The sequence below is a fragment of the Actinomyces ruminicola genome, assembly GCF_900103885.1.
In the GTDB taxonomy this organism is placed as follows: Bacteria; Actinomycetota; Actinomycetes; order Actinomycetales; family Actinomycetaceae; genus Actinomyces; species Actinomyces ruminicola.
This window is the reverse complement of record NZ_FNIM01000020.1, coordinates 38,594-47,850: the sequence shown is the minus strand read 5'-3', so window position 1 is coordinate 47,850 and position 9,257 is coordinate 38,594. Positions and strand designations below refer to the sequence as shown.

The window sequence follows — 9,257 nt, the reverse complement described above, 5'->3', positions numbered from 1 at the left end:
CCTGCTGATGAGCTGACTGGTACTAACAACAGCCGAACACAACACAACACCCCCCAACACGCGCGCCGGCCGGCCGCAGTGCCGGCACCGGCCCCGGGGGGGGGCAGGCGCAACCAACGAGCAGCACACACGCAACCAGCACACACGCAACCCAACACACACGCAACCCAACACACGCACGCAGGCAAGGCATGAGCAAGCGTGAGCGTCCGCTGTACGGTCCACACCCAACCACACCCAACCCCCCCCAAGCCCGGGAGGGCCCGGCCACAGCAATCAGCGCACGACAACAGCACAGGGACAAGCACACACCCCCCCGAACCGCCCGGGCCCCCAACCAGGGCCAGGGAAGCAACAGCCCAGGGCGCCCCCCGGGGGGGCGGGCACAACACACACGCCCCGGCGCGCCACACGCGCGCGCGCCGGCGGCGGGCACACACCCCCCAAAACAAGGAGAAGGCGGGGGTGGTGGTCGTGGGTGGGTGGGTCGTGCCGGTGGTCACAGCGGGGGAGCACACGCCCGGAACCCATACCGAACCCGGAAGCTAAGCCCCCCAGCGCCAATGGTACTGCCCCCGACAGGCGGGCGGGAGAGTAGGACACCGCCGGCACACCCACCCACCCACAACCACAAACAAAACCAAAAGGCCCTGGGCTTGCGGACTGTGTCTTATGGCGAGGGCGCCGTATTCCCAGTTGTTCAATGCGCGCACGCGGGTCATGGCCTGGACGCCGACGGCTCGTTCGGCTCGACCGGGCCGCGGCGCCGTCGTCGGCTCCGTTGGACACGCGTTAGTGCTGAAAGAGTCGTCCGGGGCGACTCCGGGCGGGCGGACGCCGTGTAGTTGCGCTCCCCGGCATGAGGTGCGCCCGGAACCCCAAGGTCGGTTTTGCCCTCATCCATGAGTGAGCAGATGGTCCCAAGCGGAGCCTGACACTTCGGTCGGGGCGCAGGTGACGAGCCCGCGTTGCGTAGAGTCTGATTGTGGCAGCACGGCTCGCGTACTTCCTTCACCACCCCCCTGATCCGGTGGACGCCCTCGCTGCTGGCTACTGGCCGGGTGGCGACGTCCATCTCGGCGCTACTGCCGAGCGCGGGCCCAGGAACGTCAGGCTCCCATCACGGCTCGGCCGGGCGGGATCGAGACCGGTGGCGAACCGTCCCGCCCAATGGCTGCAGGTCATACCCAGGAGTCGAGCCACATGTGCCAGTACCAGAACGTGTAAGGCACGGTCCGCCCGGTCCAGATGGGCCACCAAACGCAGGCGAAAGCGGTTGCAATCACTAGCAGGGCGCCGATCAGGGCTACGCCTTCGCCGCGTACGCGCCAACGGGGCACCCCGGTCCACGCTTCAGGCAGGCGCGTTCGTCCTGGACGCATGCCGAAGCCGAAGTAGCTGGCGACCCGGCCACGCGGATAGATGCGGTCGGGCCCGATCACTCCCTCGGTGAGGAGCTGGGCTTCGCGGCGTGCCAAGGCGGATCCGGGAACAGGAGGTACTAAGCCGGCAACCGAGCCCAGCGCCAGCACCAGCACCAATACGACGCACGGAACGAAGGCGACGGTGTAGAAGGTGAAGATGGTCCGGTCCCAGTACAGGAACCACGGCAGGTACAGGCCCACGTAGCCGATCAACGGCACCCACACGCGCCAGTCGCGGTTACGGAGTGCGAGCACCACGATCGCGAAGACCAGTGCCGCGGCGGCCGCCCACCAGACGGGGATGTTGCCGATCGAGGTGATGGCCTGAATGCAGCGGTTCGAGCCGCAGTCGGCGCCGGCCATGTCCTGCTCCCCCTGCCAGTAGAAGGACGTCGGGCGTAACTGCAACAGCCAGCCGATCGGCTTGGACATGTAGGCGTGCTCTGAGTCCAGGCCTACGTGGAAGTTGTACATCGACAGGTGATACTCGAGCAGATCATTCAGGGCGTCTGGCAGCCAGGAGCGCTCCACGAAACCATTCTCCGCTCGCTGCGCCGCTGCCCAGCCGTGTTTGTATGCACCGTCGTGCAGGAACCATGACCCCCAGCCCGCACCCAGGTACACCATGAGGGCCACCGGTACCAGCCGGATGAAGTCGCCCACGCCGCGGGAGATGACGCCTTCCAGGAACCAGGCACGCGCCCGGACGCGGCGCAGGGCCTGGGTGTCCCAAACGACGACGAGAATCCCCACCGCCGCCAACAGATACGCTCCCGACCACTTGACCGAGCAGGTCAGCCCCAGCATGACTCCCGCAGCCAACAGCCACGGCCGCAGGTGCGCCCTGGGCGCCCTGGCGTCGGGGAGCGTGTCCGCGAGATCCGCTGCCAGCCGTGCCCGCGACCACTCCCGGTCACGTACCAGGCAGTACAGCGCGAGGGTTGCGAACAGGCCAATAAAGCCGTCCAGCAGGCCTATTCGCGACTCGGTGATACCGACGCCGTCGATGGCCAGCAGCAGGCCGGCCAGACCGGCCAGCAGTGGGGAGCGGGTCAGCCGCAGCGTCAGGCGCGCCAGCACGACGACCGTCAAGACGCCCGCCAGGGCCGGCATGAATCGCCAACCGAAGGACGAGTCCGCGCCGAAGAGCTGCATTCCCAGGCCGATCAGCCACTTGCCGAGCTGCGGATGCACCACATAGCTGGGATCCGTCGTCAGTGCCGAGAAATCCCCCTGGGCGAAGAGCTCATTTGCGCCGTCGGACCACGCCGACTCGTAGCCGTTGCGCCACAGCGCATAGCCGTCCTTGACGTAGTAGATCTCGTCGAACATCAGCTGGTGCGGATGGGACAGGCCGACCAGCCGCGTCAGTACGGCGACCGCGCCGGCCACCGCCGTGGCGATCCAGCCGTTGACGCGTACCGCCTTCGGCAGCGCGCTTCCGAGCGGATCCAGGCCCAGCAGGGAGCGCAGTTGATTCTCGCTGCGCGGCCCCGTGGCGCCGACGGCGTCCGTTGTGGTGGACGGCATCGACGAGTCACAGGCGGCAGCGGCGGGGACGACGGGCCCCTCCGGTGGCGACGTGATCCCCAGAGGAACACCGCCGGGGTCGGAGGACGGGTCGGCACCATCCGGTGAAGCAGCACAGGGTGAACTCACGTCAGTGAGTCTAAGACGGCCCGTCATACTGGGGCCATGAATGGAGACATGAGTGACGCCACCCCTCCAGACGGCGCCGAACACGGCGACAGCCGCGTGAATGGGGACGCCGAGCCGCCGCAGCCGGGCGGCGTCGCGCCGCGACCAGGCACGATCACCCTGGCCGCGACGCCGATCGGAAACGTCGCCGACGCCTCCCCCCGCCTGCGCGCCGCCCTGGAAGGGGCCGACGTCGTAGCCGCGGAGGACACGCGCCGCCTGTACGCCCTGGCGCGGCGCCTGGGGGTACACGTCAGGGGGCGGGTAGTGGCATTCCACGAGCACAATGAGCAGGCCAGGACCCCGGAACTGCTCGAGGCGGCCCGCGCGGGCGACGCCGTGCTCGTGGTGTCCGACGCCGGTATGCCCGGGATCTCCGACCCCGGCTTCCGGCTGGTGGTGGCCGCCGCCGACGCCGGCATCCCCGTCACCGTCGCGCCCGGGCCCTCGGCCGTGCTGACCGCTCTGGTGCTGTCCGGCCTGGCCAGCGACCGTTTCACCTTCGAGGGCTTCCTCCCGCGCAAGGCCGGTGAACGCCAACGCGCCCTGACCGATCTTGCGGAACAGCCGCGCACCATGGTGTTCCTGGAATCGCCCCGGCGCACCCATGAGACCTTGCGCGCCATGGCGGAGATCTTCGGCGCGGAGCGACGGGCGGCACTTTGTCGGGAACTGACCAAGACGCACGAGGAGGTACGACGGGCGACTCTCGCCGAGCTGGCGGAGGCAACGGCCGCCGGCGTCCTGGGGGAGGTGGTGCTGGTGGTCGCCGGAGCGCCGCCACGCACGGTCGACCTGGACACGGCCGCCGCCCAGGCGCTGGCCCTCGCCGCCGGAGGCATGCGCCTGAAGGCGGCTGCCGCCGAGGTCGCCCCGCGGGCGGGCGCGCGCCCCAACGAGGTGTACCGCGCGGCCCTCGCCGCGCGCGCCGCGGACGGCGCCTGAAGTTAGGCGCCCTGCCCGCCCTCCGGCGGGGGCAGCGGACGGTAGATCACCTGTTGCGGAGCCAGGCCGTAGCTACCCTGCGATGGTGGGGCCGGCTGCGGGTTCGGCGTCGGCGGCGGTGCTGCGGGCGCAGGAGACTGGAAGCCCCCCTGAGGACCCGGGGTGGTGCTCGGAACGGCGGGAGCAGACGAATGCGCTTGCTGTGCGGCCGGCGGGTAGGACTGGAATGCGGGACTCCCCGCCTGCTGCGGGCCGAACAGACGGGCCACAACGGCACGTGAGCGCCTGCGCCTGCGCACTACCAGCCAGATCGTTCCGACCACGGTCACCACCAGACCCACCAAGCCGAAGGGGATGGACACGAACGCGAGCCGTGCACCGAGAGCCCCCTCGGGGGAGGCCCTGGCCAGGTTGATCCTTATGGCGCTGTCGCCGGTGCAGGAAACGGTGTAGGTGCCGGCGTCGGTTGACCGGAATCCCAGCACCTGCGGCGGGTCGCCGCTCTTCCAGTCAAGGGGATAGACGTCCAGAGCGGCGCCCGCGGGATCGCTCACCGTACAGGCGATATCGGCATCGGTGGAGTAGAAGCCGTATTCGGTGTCCTCCAGCAGGATCAGTGACGCGGCCGTGCCGTTGTCCTCCAATGCGACCGCGTTCTTGTCTAGAACGGCCGGGGTCGTGCGCACTGCGGCGACGAACAGTGCAATCCCCGTCAGCAGCGCGGCTGCGCCCGCGATCATCAGTATGCGCGGCACCTTGAGGGAGGGCAGGCCGTCCGCGTCGAGACCGCGCCTCGGCTGCGGCGAACCGCCGACGCCACCCGGACCGGGCTGATTCCACACCGTCATCGTCTGTCACCTCTGATTCCTGCCACCGGCCCCGCCATTGCCATGCCCCGAGACTCTACGGGAGCAGCTGCCTCCGTACCTCCGGCTTGTCAGAATCCGGGACGCCCGGTGGGGTAACCGCCGGACCACGCCTGCTGAGCCCGCTTGTTGCGCGAGTTGCGGACGACCAGCCAGATGATCCCGCCGATCGCCAGGGGGATGCCCACCATGAACATGCCGATGACAACGAAGACGCCTAACACCATGCGCCCAATGTCCTGGGCGTCGATCAGCGGGCCGAAGAACACGTCTCCACCCGCAAATGAGGTCGAGCAGGTGATCGTGTAGTCACCGGATGCGTTCGGTGCGACCACCCCGAACAGGCGTCGGTCATTGACCTCGATGTTCGACATCGGGATCGTCACCTCTACTTCATGGCCATCTGCGTCGGTCACGGTGCACTGGGAGCCGCCGTTGCCATACAAGCCGTAGACGGCGGTCGACTCCAGCTGTACGGCGGCGGTGCCATTGGCATCAATCGGCCGCAGGTCGCTGATAGCCCGCGCGCCCGAGGCGACGAAGACCACGAACAGCACCACCGCGGCCACGCACAGAGCCACCCCGGACAACAGCAGGATCAGCGGGCCCTTGCGGCCCTTTGGCTGCGGCGCCGCGGCGCCGTAGGGGGCTTGGCCGGAGCCGTGGGGCGCGGCCGCATAGGGTGAACCGGCGCTCGGGGGATAGGACATGATGGCTCCTCCCAGGCTGGAAGTCGATGGCAGGGCGGCGTTCAATCGTTGCGTCGTCGCTTACCGCAGCGAGTGTACCGGCACCCGCCCGTCGGCCGGATTGCCGCATTCGGATCGGCTGGTCCGTGAGTCGGCGCGGGTGCGTGCGGCGCCGGTGCCGCCCTAGGCGCGTCGGGGCCGCTGACGCAGGGGGAGAACAACCCAGGGCCGTACCCGGCGGCGGGAGCGGATAGGCTGCCCCCCATGAGCCGCATCCTCTCCGCCGTCGCCTGGCCCTACGCCAACGGCCCCCGCCACATCGGACACGTCGCCGGCTTCGGCGTCCCCTCAGACGTCTTCTCCCGCTACATGCGCATGGCCGGGCACGACGTCCTCATGGTCTCCGGAACCGACGAGCACGGCACCCCCATCCTGGTGGCCGCCGACGAGGAGGGCATTAGCCCCCGCGAACTCGCCGACCGCAACAACCGGCTCATAGTCGAGGACCTGGTGGCGCTCGGACTGTCCTACGACCTGTTCACCCGCACCACCGCCGGCAACCACTACCGGGTGGTGCAGGACATGTTCGTCGCCGTGCGCGACAACGGCTACATGGTCGAGCAGGTCACCCGCTCCGCCATCTCCCCCTCCACCGGACGCACCCTGCCCGACCGCTACATCGAGGGCACCTGTCCGATCTGCGGTGCCAGCGGCGCCCGCGGCGACCAGTGCGACAACTGCGGCAACCAGCTCGACCCCACCGACCTGATCGACCCCCACTCCCGCATCAACGGCGAGACCCCCGAGTTCGTCGAGTCCACCCACTGGTTCCTGGACCTGCCCGCCCTGGCCGACGCGCTCGGCGCCTGGCTGGACGAGCGGGAGGCCTCCGGCGCCTGGCGCCCCAACGTCATCCGCTTCTCCAAGAACATCCTGGCCGAGATCCGCCCCCGCGCCATGACCCGCGACATCGACTGGGGCATCCCCATCCCCGGCTGGGAGGACCAGCCCACCAAGCGCCTGTACGTGTGGTTCGACGCCGTCATCGGCTACCTTTCCGCCTCCATCGAGTGGGCGCGGCGCACCGGCGACCGCGACGCCTGGCGCAAGTGGTGGAACGACCCGCAGACCCTGTCCTACTACTTCATGGGCAAGGACAACATCGTCTTCCACTCCCAGATCTGGCCCGCCGAGCTGCTCGGCTACAACGGCCAGGGCGAGCGCGGCGGCGAGCCCGGCGAGATGGGCGTGCTGAACCTGCCCACCGAGGTCGTCTCCAGCGAGTTCCTCACCATGGAGGGGCGCAAGTTCTCCTCCTCCCACGGCATCGTCATCTACGTGCGCGACTTCCTGTCCCGCTACCAGGCCGACGCCCTGCGCTACTTCATCTGCGCCGCCGGCCCCGAGACTGCCGACGCCGACTTCACCTGGGCGGAGTTCGTGCGCCGCACCAACGGAGAACTGGTGGCCGGCTGGGGCAACCTCGTCAACCGCACCGCGGCCATGATCCACAAGCGCTTCGGCGCCATCCCCGCGCCCGGCGAGCTGGAGGACATCGATCGGGAGCTCCTGGACGCCGTGGCCGCCGGCTTCGACACGGTCGGCGACCTGATCCGCCACCACCGGCAGAAGGCCGCACTCGCCGAGGCCATGCGGCTGGTGGGCGAGGCCAACAAGTACATCGCCGACACCGAGCCCTTCAAGCTCAAGGGGGAGGAGGGCAGCCCCGCCCACCAGCGCCTGGCCACCGTGCTGCACACCCTCGCCCAGGTGGTGGCAGACCTGAACCTGATGCTCTCCCCCTTCCTGCCGCACGCCGCCAACGACGTCGAAAGGGTCATGGGCGGGGACGGCACCATCGCGCCCATGCCCCGCATCGAGGAGGTGGCGGAGCTCGACCCGCAGGTGCTGCCCGAGGCCTTCGCCTCCCGCGCCGGCTACCCGATCATCACCGGCGACTACACCGGGGTACCCACCTGGGAGCGCCACGTGGTCGTCCCCGGCACGCCGATCGCCAAGCCGAAGCCCGTCTTCGTCAAACTCGACGAGGCCATTGTGGAGGAGGAGCTCGCCCGCTACGCCGGCTCCCTGCCCGACGACGTCACCGGCGCATGAGCCGCAAGCACCGCGACCGCTCCTGGCCGCCCGCCGACGCCGTCGCGCCCCTGGCCGGGCCGGTCACCGACAACCACACCCACCTGCCCGTGCCCGGGCAGGCCGCCGGTCCCGGTTCCGACGCGCCGCTGAACGCCGCCGAACTGGTGGAGCGGGCCGCCGACGTCGGCGTCACCGCGGTCATCACCTCCGCCTGCGAGACCCCCACCTGGGCGCCGAGCATCGCCCTGGCCCGTGGGCTCCCCGCCGTCCGGGTCGCCCTGGCCATCCACCCCAACGAGGCCGTCGCCCATGCCGGGGTGCGCGAGATCGGCCCCGACGGCCTGGAGCCCATGCACCTGCCCCACCACGACGAGCCCCTGGACGAGGCCATGAGCCGTCTGGAGGCACGGGTGCGCTCGGCCCGCGACGTCGTCGTCGCCATCGGCGAGACCGGCATGGACCTGTTCCGCACTGGTCCGCGCGGCGCCGCCGTCCAGCGGGAGGCCTTCCGCGCCCACATCGCCCTGGCCAAGCAGCTCGATCTGCCCCTGCAGATCCACGACCGCGACGCTCACGCCGAATGCCTCGCGGTGCTGGAGGCCGACGGCGCCCCCGAGCGGACCGTGTTCCACTGCTTCAGCGGAGACGCGGCACTCGCGGCTGCCTGTGCGGAGCACGGCTGGTACGCCTCCGTGGCCGGGCCGATCACCTATTCGGCCAACGACGACCTGCGCGCCGCGCTTGCTTCCCTGCCCGACGAGCTGCTGCTGATCGAGACGGATGCCCCATACCTGCCTCCCAAGCGCTTCCGCGGCCGCCCCAACGGCTCCTACCTGATGCCGGACACCCTCCGCCTCCTCGCGCAACAGCGTGATCTGGGCGAGGCGGAGATGTGCACGGTGCTGGAGCGGAACACCCGCCGGGTGTACGGCACGTGGCTGTGAAATGTGTCAGGTTGTGTTGCTGAGGTGACGGCAATTCGGTTAGCGTAATCGGCAGTTGTCAACCGTTAGGAAGAATCCCCGTGGGTCGTCACTCCCAGAGCAGCTCCTTGAGCACAACGCTGGTTGAGCTCGGAGCCCTCGCCTCGAAGAGCCTCACCAAGACCACCACCGCCCCTGGGCGCCGTCGCGCCGCGGGTCCTGCGAAGACCTCGATCTCGCCGGCCATGTACCGTGCGGGCGGTGTAGCCGCAGCCTTCTCACTGGCCATCTCCGGCGGCGCCTACGCCGCCACCCAGTTCGGCGAGTCCGACATCGCGCCCCTCACCGAGTCCCAGGCACGCATGCAGGCCATCGCCGCCTCGGGCGACGATGTGACCGAAAGCGTGGTTGTTGGTGGTGGAGTGGCTGAGATCTCGTCGGTCACCGAGGATGTGACCGAGGAGTTCGAGCGGGTGGAGCAGGAGACGGATGCTCTGCCCGAGGGTGAGACCGAGGTTGAGACCGAGGGTGTTAATGGGGTTACCCGGGTGGTTTACCGGGTGACGAGCGTGGACGGCGAGGAGGTCTCGCGCGAGGTGGTCTCGCGCGTGGTGG

At 69.5% G+C, this 9,257-nt stretch carries 7 protein-coding genes and 1 rRNA gene; 5 read left to right on the top strand and 3 right to left on the bottom strand.

The features are described from left to right. Positions 1-491: 491 nt before the first annotated feature. A 5S ribosomal RNA gene (gene rrf / locus BLR49_RS11840) occupies positions 492-611 on the top strand. 570 nt (positions 612-1,181) lie between these two features. Here rrf and BLR49_RS11835 read toward each other — a convergent pair. Continuing rightward, complete coding sequence (locus BLR49_RS11835) at positions 1,182-3,083, bottom strand: dolichyl-phosphate-mannose--protein mannosyltransferase (protein ID WP_425425776.1); 1,902 nt, start codon at positions 3,081-3,083, stop codon at positions 1,182-1,184. A 48-nt stretch (positions 3,084-3,131) separates the two neighbouring features. Here BLR49_RS11835 and rsmI point away from each other — a divergent pair, with 48 nt between their 5' ends. Beyond that, complete coding sequence (gene rsmI / locus BLR49_RS11830) at positions 3,132-4,067, top strand: 16S rRNA (cytidine(1402)-2'-O)-methyltransferase (RefSeq protein WP_092537876.1); 936 nt, start codon at positions 3,132-3,134, stop codon at positions 4,065-4,067. Between the two features lie 2 nt (positions 4,068-4,069). On the opposite strand, the gene BLR49_RS11825 is transcribed toward rsmI, so the two are convergent. Both BLR49_RS11825 and BLR49_RS11820 read right to left on the bottom strand, forming a co-directional pair. Next, positions 4,070-4,915 carry a hypothetical protein gene (locus tag BLR49_RS11825; protein ID WP_092537874.1) on the bottom strand — a complete coding sequence of 282 codons (846 nt, stop codon included), beginning with the start codon at positions 4,913-4,915 and terminating at the stop codon, positions 4,070-4,072. Between the two features lie 89 nt (positions 4,916-5,004). Beyond that, entirely contained in the window at positions 5,005-5,643 is a 639-nt protein-coding gene (locus tag BLR49_RS11820; RefSeq protein ID WP_092537872.1) for a hypothetical protein, read from the bottom strand. Positions 5,644-5,886: 243 nt separating this feature from the next. Here BLR49_RS11820 and metG point away from each other — a divergent pair, with 243 nt between their 5' ends. The 3 genes from metG to BLR49_RS11805 form a co-directional block, all read left to right on the top strand. Then, a complete protein-coding gene (metG, locus tag BLR49_RS11815) occupies positions 5,887-7,737 on the top strand; it encodes a methionine--tRNA ligase (protein WP_092537870.1) in 1,851 nt (616 codons plus the stop codon). Next, a complete protein-coding gene (locus BLR49_RS11810) occupies positions 7,734-8,663 on the top strand; it encodes a TatD family hydrolase (RefSeq protein ID WP_092537868.1) in 930 nt (309 codons plus the stop codon). Before metG ends, BLR49_RS11810 begins: the two co-directional genes overlap by 4 nt. Positions 8,664-8,770: 107 nt before the next feature. Then, positions 8,771-9,257 (top strand): G5 domain-containing protein (locus tag BLR49_RS11805; RefSeq protein ID WP_245690683.1); only part of this gene is annotated, 487 nt, incomplete at its 3' end.